The sequence below is a fragment of the Mycobacterium sp. IDR2000157661 genome, assembly GCF_022317005.1.
Taxonomy (GTDB): domain Bacteria; phylum Actinomycetota; class Actinomycetes; order Mycobacteriales; family Mycobacteriaceae; genus Mycobacterium.
The window spans coordinates 1539677-1552708 of the sequence record NZ_CP081006.1; the positions used below are offsets into that span (position 1 = coordinate 1539677).

Here is a 13032-nt window from a genome sequence, read left to right on the forward strand (position 1 = left end):
GCCCCGGACAGGACGGCGTTAAACGGCTGTCACTCAGGCGGTGGCGTCGGCGGATCGATGGGTGTCAACGAGGTCGGCAGCCAGTGCACGCCGGGGCCTTCACCCGGGCATCCGGCCCCGGCCAGCATCAGGGTCCGCTCGCCGACGAAGCTGCCGTCGGGGTTCGGCGTCAGGTAGTCCGAGCGGGTGGCTTGTACTGCACTGTCAGGGTTGTTGCGATCGCAGAAGTAGGGGTACTCGCCAGTGGTCTCCCAACGGGCGTTGTTCCACCTGTACTCGTAAGCCAACGGAGCGCCCGGATTGCGGGCATGGTCATCGGAGTTGTCCATGCTCGCCACACAACCGTTCGCGTCGCACTGGGTCGTGAACGAGACGGGCACGGTGATCGGATTCATCGGCGTAGCAATACCGTTGAACGTCTGTCTCGAGAAGTCGATGAAAAGGTTGTAGTAACCGTACAGCGGTGGGGGTTCCGCTCGGTCGGCATGCGCGGCAGGAGCCACAACTAAGACCGCGCCCGCTGTCAAGGCGACTACCGACAGCCTTTTCGACATGGCTTTGATTAGCACACCGCGAGGTTCGATGTTCGGCGAATCGACCGAATAGCTCAGGCAGGAACCCGGCGACGTGGTTCATCCTCTGAGCGAACTGCACCATCAGGTCCCGCGGATCGGGCAGCTGCCGGGAGGCCACGGGCCCTAGCACCCTTTCCGCCAACGCACTTTCGGCTCACATCCGGCATCTCGGCGGCGGGGCCGTGGTTGCGGTGATGCGGCTAAGTAATACGAGTGAGGTTGTCTCGCTTGATGATCGAACCCGGCTGCCCAAACTTGTCGGACCTGGATGTGATAATGGGACCATGTCCTCGACCGCCGCCTCCGATACTTCCGATGCTGCTTCGGTGTTGCCGAAGGAGCGGTTGGCGGTGTTGTTCGAGGAGGTGGCGCAGTTGTGTGGGCAGCGCAACGCCATCGATGGGCGCCTGGTGCAGATCGTGGCCGAGATCGACCGCGACGGGTTGTGGGGTATGACCGGGGTGCGCTCGCTGGCGGGGTTGGTGGCCTGGAAGACCGGCTGCACCGAGGCCAACGCCAAAACCATGGCCGCGATCGCGGCCCGCTGTGAGGAGTTCCCCCGCTGCACCCAAGCCCTTGCCGAGGGCCGGTTGTCACTGGATCAGGTCGGGGTCATCGCCCAGAAAGCCGGTGCGGGTTCGGATGCCCACTACGTCGAGTTGGCCGGTGTGGCCACGGTCAGCCAGCTGCGCAAAGCGATCAGTTTGGAACCGCGCCCCGAGCCTGAACCCGCACCGCGGCGCGGACCTGAGCGTTCGATCAGCAAGACCTCCGATGCCCACGGGGCGTGTTATCGGATCCGGTTGTCGCACCCGGATGCGGCCACGTTCGACGCCGCCCTGCAGTCCCACCACGAGGCGCTCATCGGTGAGTGGAAACGCGACCACAACGACGATGAGCACAGTGCTGGCGAGCACGGTGCTGGCGAGCAGTGCGAGGGCGGCGGTCAGGTGCTGCCGTTTCCCACCGTCGGGGACGGGTTCATGCGGCTGGTGGAGGCCGGCTGGGACGCCGAAGCCGCCCGGCGCCCCCACAGCGCGCACACCACGGTGATCGTGCATCTCGATGTCGACAAACGCGCCGCGGCGCTGCACCTGGGTCCGCTGCTCACCGACGCCGAACGCCGATACCTGACCTGTGATGCCACCTACCAAACCTGGTTCGACAAAGACGGGCAGACCCTGGGCTGTGGGCGCACCACCCGTCAGATCAGCCGCCGGCTGCGCCGCGCGCTGGAGTTCCGCCATCGCACCTGCGCGGTGCCCGGCTGCGGGGCCACCCGCGGACTGCACGCCCACCACATCATCCATTGGGAAGACGGCGGAGCAACCGAACTCGACAACCTGGTGCTGGTCTGTCCCTACCACCACCGCATGCACCACCGCGGCCTGATCACCATCGTCGGACCCGCACCAGCGATCACCGTGTTCGACGACGACGGCGAGCCCCTGCACCCCGGATCCCTGGCACGCCCACCCACACAACCCCCACCCGACGTGCCCCCATGCCCCGGACCCCTGGGCGAACGCGCCCAATGGTGGTGGTACGACCCCTACCAACCCCAACCACCACCATCGACCGACAACTAGGTGGCTCCGACGAGGCGACTGACGGCACCCGTCATAGATTACTCGAATCAGATTGCCGCAGAGTTATTTACACCGCCATCGAAGCTGCGCGGAGTTCGCGGTCAGTCAGTGACGCGTGCGATGGCGAAGCCGTCCCAACCCTTGGTTCCAACCGTCTGAATCGCGGCGGTTTCAAGGCGCGGGTTGTCCCCCATCATCGCCAACATGTCGTGCACGGCACGGGCCTGGTGGTCGTCGGCGGCGGGTTCCAGGACCCGGCCGAAGCGAGCGATGTTGTCCACGACGATGATTGAGCCGGGTCTACCGAGCTTGATGGCCCACTCCACGTAGGCGACGTTGTTCTCCTTATCGGCGTCGATGAAGGTGAGGTCGAACGTGTCACCGCGGTCGGCGAGGGTCGGCAGGGTGTCGAGGGCGGCGCCGATGATGAGTTCGACGCGGTCGCCCACACCGGCATTGGTCAGGCTCGCACGCGCAACTTCGGCGTGTTTGGGCTCGGATTCCAGGGTGACGACGCGTCCGTCGGGGCCGACGCCGCGGGCCAGTTGGATGGTGCTGTATGCGGCGAGGGTGCCGATCTCCAGCACGCGCTCGGCGCGCGACATGGTGGTCAGCAGATAGAGCAGCTTGCCATGTTGCGCGGAGACCTCGATGGCAGGCATCCCAGCGGCATCGGCCGATTCTCGAGCGGCCCGCAGCGTGTTGTCTTCGGTGTGGAGGAGGAGGTTGAAGAGCTCGTCGAGTGCCTTGGGATCAGGTTCGGCCACACAGCGAAGACTAGTGGAGCCGGACGGCACAATTGGTTCGAACGCTTTGCTGACTCCACAGCGGTTGTGCTGTGGCCAGTGGCTCGTCACCCGAAGAAGCGACGCCTGGAGTAACTCATCGAAAGTGGCACTATGCAGATCGGGCGTTGATTCGGTGCTTATCGAGCTGGTCGAGGGCCGTTGAATTGGTGCCGGATGGGGCATTGCTGCTCCGGTAACATCTGCCTGTGACGCCTGAGGGGGCTTCCCATTCAATCAGCGCGATGCTGATCGCTGTGCGGAGTGACGATGACTGAGGATCTGCGGGTCGACACTGGCCTCGTGCGCGATGCCGGCGGGCGGTTGCAGGCCATTGCTGCCGATCTTCCCGAGCCGCCGGCCGTGCACCGCCCGGCTGGATCCGATCCGTTGTCGGCGGCGATCGCGGCGAAGGTGACCGAGGTGGTCGACCCGGTGATCGCTCAGATGCCCATCGCCAAGCAGGCGCTGACCGAATACGCGAAGAAGGTCATCGACGCGGCCGGCGTCTACGATGCTGCCGATCGTCAACTCGCCGAAGAGGTCCGCAAGCGGGTAAGCGAGTTTGATGAGACGTTCGGCGGCGGAGGGTCGGGGGGAGCGAGCTCAAGCGCGGGTTCTACGGCGAGGGCTGGTGGATCGCCGACGGTCGCTGCGGCTAAGCAAGGCGGGCAGATCGGCTCAATGGTGCAGATGCCGATGCAGATGGCGGGAACGGCTGGGTCGGCACCGCAAGCGTTGCAGCAAGGTGCGCAGCAGACGATGCAACAGATCGGCCGACTGTCGGACATGACGGGGGTTGGCGAGCCGAAGAGTGAAGAGGCCAACGCGGCCGACAATCTCGGCGCGCGACCAGACGAAGGAGCTGCCGGAGTCGACACAGGTGAAGGAGCGCCTGCTGCGTTGACGCCACCGCTGTCGCAAGCACCTGAGCAGATCCGTCCCGGACCGGAGACTCGACTGTGAGCTATCCGCCCCCGCCGGGTGGTCCGCCGCACGGTAATCCGTTACCGCCGCAGGGCTATCCGGGTCTATGGGGCCCGCCGCCGCAGCAACAGCCGTGGCCGAAGCAGTGGCAGCAGGGGCCGCCGCCGAAGAAGCGCGGGAACGGTTGGAAGTGGGCACTGGGCGCAGTGGCACTGCTGGCGGTTATCGGAGTGACTGTCGCAGTGACGGTTTCGGTCACTGCCGACGACGACGGTGGCGATACAACACAGACTGGTGACACCTATGGGTTGGCAAGCGCAGACGATACGGGGCCGGTCAACATCATCACCGAAGACCCCAGCTGCGCGGCTTGGATACCGATTCAAACGACACTTGCGAATTCACAGGGTGCGTGGGCTAACCGCGACCCATCGATACCCGAGAAACTTTGGACGGCTGAGCAACGGACCCAGTATGAAGTCGCCCGTGAAGCCTACCGAGACGCGGCGGAACGAACCGTCCAACTGTTGAAGGTGACACCCCACCGCGTGATGCGGGAGTTATACGAACAGTTCATCGCATACTCTCGCGCTTACATTGAGGCTCTGCCCCGATACTCCTCGCGCGACAACTACCTGTCAGGAGTTGCTACTGCGAGTTCCGCGGCACTCGGTTACATCTGCGGCGCCGTGTCTTACGACGCCGCGCAGGCGCGAGCGCCCTTAGTGGAAGAAGTACGGCCACCAGCCAGGCTGGCTCCGCTGACTGAGCCAAGTAGTCCGCAACGCTTCCTAATCAGTTCTGATCCGGCATGTCGTGAATGGGATCGCCTGCTCAATAAATTTCAAGCCGATACGGAGGCTTGGCAAGCCTTGGATCCAACCGTCACAGCAAGCGAATGGACACCTGAACAACGCGCGATTGTTGACGCGGTAATTCCAACTATGAGGACTTTCGCAGACAGCATCGAAGAAGTTGGGCGACAGAGTAACAATCCAATTTTTCAGGACTTCGCAGTGCTCGCAGCGCAGTACCGGCGGGCATATGCCCAAGCACTACCGACCTACACTTCGGCAGATTCCTTTCTTGCGCGGGCCGCGAACCGAACATCTGCAGTTATCTTCGACGCCTGTAATACGGTTGGCTCCTAACGATGGGCATCGCGCGACCTCCAGACCCCTACGGTCTTACGGCTTCACCGGCGTGGCCCGAGACCGATGAGGATGTTCTTCGCGCTCGCGGAGATGCTTTCGCCAGCGCTGCTGAGGCAGTACGCAAGCAATCTGACGTGGCCACAGGTGAGCGCCTGCAGATGTTTGGAGGAGTGGGCATCTGGACAGGGGGTAGCGCCTCCAACGCGAGCCGGACATTGAATGAGCGACTCGCACAATTGGATGCCCTGGAAGGAGACCTCTCATCCGCTGCCATGTTGTTCCGAGACAGTGCTGCAGAGACGGCGACCGCAAAGGCGCAGATAGTCAATCTAGTTGAAGCCGCCAATAGGGTATTGGACTGGGTTCGTGCGCATCCAGAGATTCCGGAGGATGCCAAGACAGCCGCGATCAAAAGCGCAGTTGCCGCCATCCGCGGAGAGAACATATCGACAGTCGCCGCCGCGGGCTCTCGCATTTCTGCAGGACCCCCCCGCAGGTCACAAGCTGGGGCCAGTGAAGCTCAGATGCTTCACAGATGGGAGCCAAAACGAGGTCCCCACTTCGTTCAAGCTGGTGATGAATCGTCCCTCGGCGGCTCCCTGGGGCACATGGCACCTCCAATTCATCCCGTTGCCACGCGAACGAGCCCATCGAATGCAGAGAGCCCTAATGGCTCTGGAAGATTCACGGCACCATTGCCGACTCCGGCGCAGACGTCGGATTGGCCTGGAGAGGACCTCACGAATGCTGAGACCCTAGGGGGCGGCCGTGAGATTCAAAGTCCGATAGCTTCGACTTCGACGCCGGCCACTCCTTTGCCGCCCGCGAGCACACATGGTGCACCTCGATCGCCTATTTTCAGCGGCAGCAATCCCGGCGCACCTTCTCCACCAAGTATCAGCGCACTCTCGAGCCCGCTTTCCGGATCACCCTCCGGCGGGGTGTCCACACCATCGGCTCCATTGAGCGCTACACCAAGCCAGGCGGCCACTGCCCCGGGTCCTTCGGCGGCAGCTGCCAATTCAGCACAGCTTGCGGAGATGAACCGCTCGATGGCCGAGGCCGCTTCCAGAGTTGCTTCCCAGCCGCCGATCCAGCCGCTACAGGCGAGCGCTCCCCTCAGCACTCCGTCGGGCGCGCAGTCGCCCATCCCTTCGCCGACACCGGATGTGCCCTCTGCGCCGTCCAGTCAACCCGCGGCCGCGTCCGGCCCTACCGGCGGCAGCGGTCAGGCCCCTGTTCCGCCTGCACCCGCGCCTGCCGCGCCGACACCTGCTCCCGCGCCGCCCGTCCCGCTCGGCCCGCCGGCGTCTCCACCTCCCGCCGCGCCCGTCGCGCCTGCCGGCCCGGTCGGGTCAGCCGCCCAACCGGCAGCCGCTGCGGCCGGCACGAGCACCGTCGGCGCTCCGGCCCCTGTGCCGGTGTCGGCCGCTCGTGCGCAACGCGAAGCCATCGCCGCGGCCACTGCTCGTCGTCGCCCCGGGGGCGCCGATCCCGCAGTGTTCGCCCAACGTGTCGCCGCGGCACTGAACGTCGGCATCAACGATGTCGGATTCTTCTGGGTCACCGGCGTGGCCAAGGACGGCTCGATCGTCGTCGCCAACAACTACGGATTGGGATACATCCCTGCCAACGTCAACCTGCCCGAACAGGTACGGATGGCAACCGCCGACGAGAGTGTTCCCGCCACCATCCGAGGCACATGGGCGACGTATCCTGTTCTCGCCCTTCATGGATGGGCGCAACACCACAACACCGATCTGCGAGCCGTCATCGCGACCGAAGATCAATTCAAGGGTTTCGACCCCGGCGCACCCCGCATCATTCTGCGCCCCGACGACCTACCCGACACCGGGCAGATGAACGGCCTTCACCGGCTGCAGGTGATAGCTCCCTCTGCTGCAACACAATTGGCGGCGATCTCACCCAACTGCCTGGCCGAGGTATTACCACCACCACCCACCGACGACACTCCGCCCAAGGACAATCGCGCGCTCCTGTGGTTCGAGGTGTTCCGACCTCTGCTGAGCAATGCCGCTGACCGCGGCCCCGTCCAACTGCAGGCCTTCGTCACCTATGCCGAGCATGCGCAGGAACTCGCCCTGCACCGCGCACACACCGCAACCGAAGCCGCCGACCAGCGTGCCGCGATCGCCGACTGGATCTACTGGCAGCATCTCAGCGTCCTGAACTCGGACGCCATCTCCACGGGCGCGGCCGTCTGACCGCCGAGGTTTGACGCCGGCCTCAGCGGGCACGCCTCAAGCTGACCCCGAGGAGGACGCCCATGCGAGCAATCACGTGGCAGGGCCGCCGGAAAGTCTCCGTCGACACTGTGCCCGATCCCGCCATCAAAGAGCCCAACGACGCCATCATCCGCGTCACCAGCACCAACATCTGCGGGTCTGATCTGCACCTGTACGAGGTCCTCGGCGCGTTCATGAACCCGGGCGACATCCTCGGGCACGAAGCGATGGGCATCGTCGAGGAGGTCGGCCGGGAGGTCGGCGACCTCAAGGTGGGCGATCGGGTGGTCATCCCGTTCAACATCTCCTGCGGCCACTGCTTCATGTGCGGTCAGGGGTTGCAGAGCCAATGCGAGACGACCCAGAACCGCGACCAGGGCACCGGCGCATCCCTGTTCGGCTACTCCAAGCTGTACGGCGAGGTCGCCGGAGGCCAGGCCGAGTACCTCCGCATCCCGCAGGCGCAGTACACCCACATCAAGGTGCCCGAGGACGGTCCCGACGAACGCTACGTCTACCTGTCCGATGTATTGCCCACCGCGTGGCAGGCCGTCGAGTACGCCGAGGTGCCCGACGGCGGCACGCTGGTGGTGCTCGGCCTGGGGCCGATCGGATCGATGGCATGCCGCATCGCCTCGCACCGCAAAGGTTGCCGAGTCATCGGTGTGGATCTTGTCGATGAACGGCTGTCGCGGGCCCGCGCCTTCTGTGACGAACTGATCGACCTGCGCACCGACGACGCCGACGAGATCGTCAAGAGCCACACCCAGGGCCGCGGTGCGGACTCCGTCATCGACGCCGTCGGCATGGAAGCCCACGGCTCCCCCATCGCCGAGACGATGCAGACCGCCGCCGGATTCCTGCCCTCACCCGTGGGCCGCGTGGTCATGAAGAACGCCGGCGTGGATCGTCTCGCCGCGCTGAACTCCGCCATCTCGCTCGTACGCCGCGGCGGCACCATCTCGTTGTCCGGCGTCTACGGCGGCGCCGCCGATCCGATCAACATGATGACGTTGTTCGACAAACAGATCCAGCTCCGCATGGGGCAGGCCAACGTCAAGCGGTGGGTGTCCGACATCATGCCTTTGCTGACCGCGGAGGATCCGCTCGGCGTCGAGCAGTTCGCCACCCATCGACTGCCGCTCGACGATGCGCCCGATGCGTACGAGACCTTCCAGAAGAAGGAAGACGGCATGGTCAAGGTCGTCCTCAAGCCCTGAGGCTGGCGCCACCAATTCGCTCGGTCGACGGCCTGCAAGCCCGGGTCGAAGCGACCCGAGCAGCGCGCACGCCGGACGCATCGCGGGTAACGATCTGCTCTCCGATACCTGATACCCCTGGTTTCAACTCGGAGGGTTCTGGCAACATTACCGCCGAGTAAGAAGTTTCCTCCGACATTGAGGTGGGCAAATGACGGGATCACCGGAAATTTCCTTCATGGCTCAGGACGAGGGCGGCGGCACCGCCCTTCACGAAGTCATCGGGCTTTCGGTGGCCGCAGTCATCGTGACTGCGGTGTTGCTGTGGATCGGCTGGCTGCACCGTAGCCACAAGATCACCTGGCTGACGCGACTCGCCGACTGGTCCGGCCGGCGCTTCAAGCGCCCGTCGTGGGTGGCGCTGCCGATCGCCATGTTCATCGCGTCGATCATCTGTGCCCTGTTCGGCTTCATCTGGGACGTCAGCCTGCACATCGGCAACGGCCGCGACGACGGCGCACTGGCCAACCCCGCGCACTACTTCATCCTCATCGGCCTGTTCGGCATCTTCGTCGCGGGCTGCACCGCGATGGTGCTGCCCTTCGACCGGCCCGGCCCGGCTGCCGTGCGTCTCACCGACGACTGGCACGCCCCGGTCGGCGGCATCGTGATGGCCGGCTGCGGCCTGTACGCGCTTCTCGGGTTCCCCCTGGACGACATCTGGCACCGCATCTTCGGCCAGGACGTCACCCTGTGGGGTCCTACCCACCTCATGATGATCGGCGGCGCCGGCTTCTCCACGCTGGCCGCGGCGTTTCTGGAACTCGAGGGCAAGCGTGCCGTCGGGCCGGACTGGCCGCGCGACGGCATCGGCCTGAAGTTCGTTCAGTACCTCGCTTTCGCAGGCGTGCTGATCGGCATGTCGGTCTACCAGATCGAGTTCGACTTCGGCGTCATGCAATTCCGGCAGGTGTTCCAGCCGATGCTGATCGCCGCCGCTGCCGCACTGGCGCTGGTGGCCGCCCGGATCTACCTGGGGCGCGGGGCCGCGCTCATCGCCGCGCTCATCGCCATAGGTCTGCGCGGCATCGTCGCGTTCCTGGTCGCACCGGTGCTCGGCGCGCCCGAGAACTGGTTCCCGCTGTACCTCGGTGCCGCCGTGGTGGTGGAACTGGTCGCGTTGACCCCGCTGATCAAGCGTCCCGTGATGATGGGCGCCGTGGCCGGCCTGGGCGTCGGCACCATCGGCCTGTGGCTGGAGTCGTTCTGGATCAACGCCGTCTATTCCTACCCGTGGGAGACCAGTCTGTGGCCGGAGGCGCTGGCGATGGCTGTGCCGGTGGCCATTCTCACCGGTGCGTGCGGCGCGATGATCGGCATGGTGCTGACCGGTCAGCGATTGCCGCGACGCGCCATCAGCATCGGCCTGGTGGTCTTGGCGGTACTGGCGATCGGTGGCACGACCGCCAACGGGTTGCGCTACGACGTTCCGGAAAGCGCAACGGCCACCATCACGTTGACCGAGGCGCCGAGCGACGAGGGTGAGCGTTTGGCCACCGCGGACATCCAGTTCACCCCGGCGAACCTGCTCAGCGACAACCCGAACTGGGTTTCGGTGCTCGGCTGGCAGGGCGGAATCGACAACATGGACGGCCTGTTCGTCGACCAACTCGAGCAGGTCGGGCCCGGTCACTTCCAGTCCACCAAGCCGATGCCGGTGTCGGGTACCTGGAAGACCCTGCTGCGCGTGCACGACGGCAAGACGATGGCCGCGGTGCCGATCTACCTGGCCGGCGATCCCGGCATCGGGGCCGAGGAGGTGCCCGCCGAACCGTCGATGACGCGGCCGTTCATCGCCGAGATCGAGATCCTGCAGCGCGAGCGCAGCCCTGACATCCCCGAGTCGCTGTGGCTGATCGGGTGCCTCATCGTGCTGTTCTGCACGTTGGTGATGGTCGCCGGCGTCACCTGGGGCGGGGGCCGGATCGACAAGAGCCAGCCGAGCGGTAGCGAGGCCGAACTTCAACCCACAGCGCAGGCATGATGACTGATCCGGAAATCGTCTATCTGGCCGATCACCCGATCTGGATCGCCGTACCCGCGTTCGCCCCGGCGATCGCCGTCGCGGGCGTGGTGGTCTACATCGCGGTGAAGAACCGCCGCAAGAGCGACGGGAACAACGAGTGAAGACGGGAGATCGTGAAAACCTATCGGGCGCCTCTGGTTTTGACCGCCGCTGCTCTGATCACCGCCGGGTGCGGTGGCTCATCCGACAGCGAAGAGACACCGGCCGCACCGACTGAGTCGACGGTCGGCGCGTCGGACATGTCCGACGCGCAGGCGCCGCCCGAGCGGACCACGATCGACATCTCGATCGCCAACGGCGAAGTCACACCGCAAAACAAGCAGGTACAGGCCGAACTGAACCAGCCGATCGTCCTCAAGGTCACCAGCGACACCGAGGACGAGCTGCATGTGCACTCCAACCCCGAGCACACCTTCGCGGTGAAACCCGGTCCGCCGCAGACCTTTCAGTTCAGCGTGAACGTTCCGGGACGTGTCGACGTCGAGTTGCACGACACCGGCCAGACCGTCGCGACCATCGCGGTGCAGTGACGCCGGACGGTTCAGTCACGGTCCTGGCGCACGGTCTCGGCGGTTCGACCGATCTGCCGATCCCGTTCACCTACGCTCTGATCGGTGCGGCCTGGGCGCTGGCCTTCACGTTCGCCGTCGTCGCGCTGGCCTGGCGGAAGCCGAAGTTCGATCCGGCTAAACCCGCTCGCGCACTGCCCAACTGGGTCACGACCGTGGTGGATGCGCCTGCGACGCGCTGGATCGCCGCGATGCTGGGCCTGCTCTTCACGATATGGGTCGCCCTCGCGGCGTTCTTCGGCCCGCAGAACGCCGACAACCCATTGCCCGGCGTCTTCTACGTGCTGCTGTGGATCGCCCTGGTGGCACTGTCGGTTCTCCTCGGACCGGTATGGCGGGCGATATCTCCGGTGCGCGCAGTGCTGCGCCTGATGGGCGGCCGGTCGGGTGGGCGCAGTTACCCGGCCAAGCTGGGCTACTGGCCCGCGGTGGCGGGGCTCTTCGCGTTCGTGTGGCTGGAGCTGGCCAGTCCCGACCCGGGTTCGCTTGGCGCCATTCGGCTCTGGCTGATCATCTACCTGGCGGTGACGCTGGCCGGCGCGCTGTGGTTCGGCCGGGACTGGTGCGCGCGCGCCGATCCCTTCGAGGTGTACAGCACGGTGGCCTCGCGATTGGCTCCGCTGCGCCGCGACCCCGAAACCCGTCGCGTGGCGGTCGGAAACCCCTTCAACCACCTGCCGTCGCTGGCCGTGTACCCGGGCATCGTTGCCGTGATGGCCGTGCTGCTGGGATCGACTGCCTTCGACAGCTTCTCGGCGATTCCGCGGTGGCGCAACTTCGTCGATGACACCGCGACGTCGTCGCTGACGGCGACGCTGATCAGGACGCTGGGCCTGCTGCTTTTCATCGCGGTCGTGGCGTTCACGTTCACGCTGGCATCCATCGCCACCGGTGGCGTCGACCGCGAACGGCGACGTGAACTGCCCGGTCTGATGGCGCACTCGCTGATCCCCATCGTCATCGGTTACGTGTTCGCGCACTACCTGACCTACCTCTTCGAGAAGGGACAGCAGACGGTAATACTGCTGGCCGACCCGTTGAATCGCGGCTGGAATCTGTTCGGGCTCGACAACGCCGAGGTGAGCTATTTCCTGTCGCAGCACCCCGCGGTGCTCGCGACGCTGAAGGTCGGATTCGTGGTGGCCGGCCACGTCGCGGCGGTCATCGCCGCGCACGATCGGGCGCTGCGGGTGCTGCCGAGCGGCCACCAGCTGACCGGGCAACTCGCGATGATGCTGGTCATGGTCGGCTACACCTTCACCGGGCTGTACCTGCTGTTCGGCGGGTAAATTCGGGTCATGCGGGCATTGATCATCACCGACGTTCAGAACGACTTCTGCGAGGGCGGCTCGCTGGAGGTGAACCGCTGCGCCGAGGTCGCCAGCGGCATCAGCGAGCTTCTGTCAGGTGACCACAAGTACGCGCACGTGGTGGCCACCAAGGATTTCCACATCGATCCCGGCGACCATTTCTCGGAGAACCCCGACTTCGTCAACTCGTGGCCGCCGCACTGCGTGGTCGGCACTCCCGGTGCGGACTTCCATCCGCACTTGGAACCGGCCGCCGTCGAGGCGGTTTTCACCAAGGGCGAGTACTCGGCGGCCTACAGCGGATTCGAGGGCACCGACGACGATGGCACTTCGCTGGCCGACTGGCTGCGCCAGCGCGGCGTCGACGAGGTCGACGTGGTAGGCATCGCGACCGACTACTGCGTCAAGGCCACCGCGGCCGACGCCGTCGCGAACGGCTTCCGCACCCGTGTGCTGCGTGACCTGATCGCCGGCGTCGCCCCGGAATCCAGCGAGAAAGCCCTTGACGAACTGCGGGCGGCCGGCGTCCAGATCGCCTAGGACCCGACCGCGGGTTCCTCAGGTGGGAGCGCTCGGCACCCGGTCCTTCGGA

General features: G+C 65.4%; 12 protein-coding genes. 10 read left to right on the plus strand and 2 right to left on the minus strand.

All coding sequences use genetic code 11. The annotated features are described in order from the left end of the window. Window positions 1–29: 29 nt before the first annotated feature. Window positions 30–554 carry a hypothetical protein gene (locus K3G64_RS08405; RefSeq protein ID WP_238950519.1) on the minus strand — a complete coding sequence of 175 codons (525 nt, stop codon included), beginning with the start codon at window positions 552–554 and terminating at the stop codon, window positions 30–32. A 305-nt stretch (window positions 555–859) separates the two neighbouring features. Between K3G64_RS08405 and K3G64_RS08410 the strand changes: the two genes are divergently transcribed. Further along, entirely contained in the window at window positions 860–2164 is a 1305-nt protein-coding gene (locus tag K3G64_RS08410; RefSeq protein ID WP_238949094.1) for an HNH endonuclease signature motif containing protein, read from the plus strand. Window positions 2165–2265: 101 nt separating this feature from the next. Here K3G64_RS08410 and K3G64_RS08415 read toward each other — a convergent pair whose 3' ends face one another. After that, the gene (locus K3G64_RS08415) at window positions 2266–2931 is read right to left on the minus strand and encodes an O-methyltransferase (protein WP_238949096.1); all 666 of its coding nucleotides are present in this window, start codon (window positions 2929–2931) and stop codon (window positions 2266–2268) included. Window positions 2932–3252: 321 nt separating this feature from the next. Here K3G64_RS08415 and K3G64_RS08420 point away from each other — a divergent pair, with 321 nt between their 5' ends. The 9 genes from K3G64_RS08420 (at window position 3253) to K3G64_RS08460 (ending at window position 12980) form a co-directional block, all read left to right on the plus strand. Next, window positions 3253–3915, plus strand: a complete 663-nt coding sequence (locus K3G64_RS08420; protein WP_238949098.1) for a hypothetical protein — start codon at window positions 3253–3255, stop codon at window positions 3913–3915. 167 nt (window positions 3916–4082) lie between these two features. After that, window positions 4083–5027 carry a hypothetical protein gene (locus K3G64_RS08425; protein WP_238949099.1) on the plus strand — a complete coding sequence of 315 codons (945 nt, stop codon included), beginning with the start codon at window positions 4083–4085 and terminating at the stop codon, window positions 5025–5027. Between the two features lie 1424 nt (window positions 5028–6451). Further along, window positions 6452–7255 (plus strand): secretion protein EccK, encoded by an 804-nt coding sequence (locus K3G64_RS08430; RefSeq protein ID WP_238949101.1) that lies wholly within the window; start codon window positions 6452–6454, stop codon window positions 7253–7255. Window positions 7256–7317: 62 nt separating this feature from the next. Next, entirely contained in the window at window positions 7318–8496 is a 1179-nt protein-coding gene (locus K3G64_RS08435) for a zinc-dependent alcohol dehydrogenase (protein WP_238949102.1), read from the plus strand. A gap of 190 nt (window positions 8497–8686) precedes the next feature. After that, a complete protein-coding gene (locus tag K3G64_RS08440; protein ID WP_238949104.1) occupies window positions 8687–10519 on the plus strand; it encodes a hypothetical protein in 1833 nt (610 codons plus the stop codon). Then, window positions 10519–10662, plus strand: a complete 144-nt coding sequence (locus K3G64_RS08445) for a hypothetical protein (RefSeq protein ID WP_238951053.1) — start codon at window positions 10519–10521, stop codon at window positions 10660–10662. The genes K3G64_RS08440 and K3G64_RS08445 overlap by 1 nt, the downstream gene beginning before the upstream one ends. Before the next feature lie 12 nt (window positions 10663–10674). Then, window positions 10675–11091 (plus strand): hypothetical protein, encoded by a 417-nt coding sequence (locus K3G64_RS08450; protein WP_370647124.1) that lies wholly within the window; start codon window positions 10675–10677, stop codon window positions 11089–11091. Beyond that, window positions 11088–12419, plus strand: coding sequence for a hypothetical protein (locus tag K3G64_RS08455; RefSeq protein WP_238949105.1), 1332 nt, complete (start codon window positions 11088–11090; stop codon window positions 12417–12419). The genes K3G64_RS08450 and K3G64_RS08455 overlap by 4 nt, the downstream gene beginning before the upstream one ends. A 9-nt stretch (window positions 12420–12428) precedes the next feature. Next, on the plus strand, window positions 12429–12980 hold the full coding sequence (locus tag K3G64_RS08460) for a nicotinamidase (protein WP_238949106.1): 552 nt from the start codon (window positions 12429–12431) through the stop codon (window positions 12978–12980). Window positions 12981–13032 lie beyond the last annotated feature (52 nt).

Coding starts and splice junctions, on each gene's coding strand:
- K3G64_RS08410 (WP_238949094.1), top strand. CDS start 860: ATGTCCTCGACCGCCGCCTCCGATACTTCCGATGCTGCTTCGGTGTTG.
- K3G64_RS08445 (WP_238951053.1), top strand. CDS start 10,519: ATGACTGATCCGGAAATCGTCTATCTGGCCGATCACCCGATCTGGATC.
- K3G64_RS08405 (WP_238950519.1), bottom strand. CDS start 554: ATGTCGAAAAGGCTGTCGGTAGTCGCCTTGACAGCGGGCGCGGTCTTA.
- K3G64_RS08435 (WP_238949102.1), top strand. CDS start 7,318: ATGCGAGCAATCACGTGGCAGGGCCGCCGGAAAGTCTCCGTCGACACT.
- K3G64_RS08440 (WP_238949104.1), top strand. CDS start 8,687: ATGACGGGATCACCGGAAATTTCCTTCATGGCTCAGGACGAGGGCGGC.
- K3G64_RS08460 (WP_238949106.1), top strand. CDS start 12,429: ATGCGGGCATTGATCATCACCGACGTTCAGAACGACTTCTGCGAGGGC.